Source organism: Streptomyces sp. NRRL S-495 (genome assembly GCF_000966955.1).
Taxonomy (GTDB): Bacteria; Actinomycetota; Actinomycetes; order Streptomycetales; family Streptomycetaceae; genus Kitasatospora; species Kitasatospora purpeofusca.
The window spans coordinates 1-490 of record NZ_JZWY01000323.1; the positions used below are offsets into that span (position 1 = coordinate 1).

Sequence of the window (490 nt, forward strand, 5' to 3'; positions counted from 1 at the left end):
TTGCCGATGGGGGCCTCTTCGAAGGTCTTCTTGTCCTGGAAGAAGGCCTTCGGCAGCGGGTAGAACGCGTTGTAGCCCAGCATGGTCTTGAACTGGGAGAACGGGGCGCTCAGCGCGACGGTGAAGGTCTTGTCGTCGACAACCGTCAGGCCCTTGAGCTTGTCGGTGGTCGGCTTCTTGTCCTTGCCCGGAGCCAGGTCCTCGGAGCCGTCGATCTTGGCGAAGAACGGCAGGCCCTCGGCCGCGTTGTCCTGGTTGGCACCCCAGTTCCAGGCGTCCACGAAGGACTGGGCGGTGACCTTCTCGCCGTTGTGGAAGGTGTAGCCGTCCTTCAGCTTGATCGTCCAGATCTTGCTGTCGGGGGACTCGATCGACTCGGCGACGCGCAGCTTCGGCTCGTTGGTCTTGTTGTCGTACTCGACCAGGCCGGCGAACAGCGCGTTCAGGACCTCGGCACCCTCGGACTCCGCGGTGTTCTGCGGGATCAGAC

Annotated in this window: 1 protein-coding gene; it reads right to left on the bottom strand. The window is 63.3% G+C overall.

The window, feature by feature from the left end:
* The coding region (locus VR45_RS17675; protein WP_045940741.1) for an ABC transporter substrate-binding protein at positions 1 to 490 on the bottom strand (490 nt) is incomplete at both ends.